This is a genomic window from Bartonella sp. AP58NXGY (genome assembly GCF_042195785.1).
In the GTDB taxonomy this organism is placed as follows: Bacteria; Pseudomonadota; Alphaproteobacteria; order Rhizobiales; family Rhizobiaceae; genus Bartonella.
This window is the reverse complement of the sequence record NZ_JBHIOY010000133.1, coordinates 339-618: the sequence shown is the minus strand read 5'-3', so window position 1 is coordinate 618 and position 280 is coordinate 339. Positions and strand designations below refer to the sequence as shown.

The following is a 280-nucleotide window of genomic DNA, read 5'->3' as shown; positions in this document are numbered from 1 at the left end:
ATGAAAGTGATCAACCGGTTTATCTTTCCTCCTATGCCCGCGTTGCACGTGCAGCACCACCAGAACATACCAATGCCACCTATTTGCTTCATGAGGGGATGATCGGTATTGCTGGAGATTCGCTCAAAACTGAAAAATATAAAACCTTAGCAGAACTTGATCCAAATCCTGATAATGGACAAAAGAGTATGACTTTTTCCAAAGTAACAGGAGGCTGGATTGGTATTACCGATAAATATTGGGCTGTAGCGGTTATTCCCCCGCAAGATAAAGAATATAC

General features: G+C 42.1%; 1 protein-coding gene. It reads left to right on the top strand.

The annotated features are described in order from the left end of the window. Positions 1-280 (top strand): YidC/Oxa1 family insertase periplasmic-domain containing protein (locus tag ACFINC_RS09970; protein ID WP_375617111.1); only part of this gene is annotated, 280 nt, incomplete at both ends.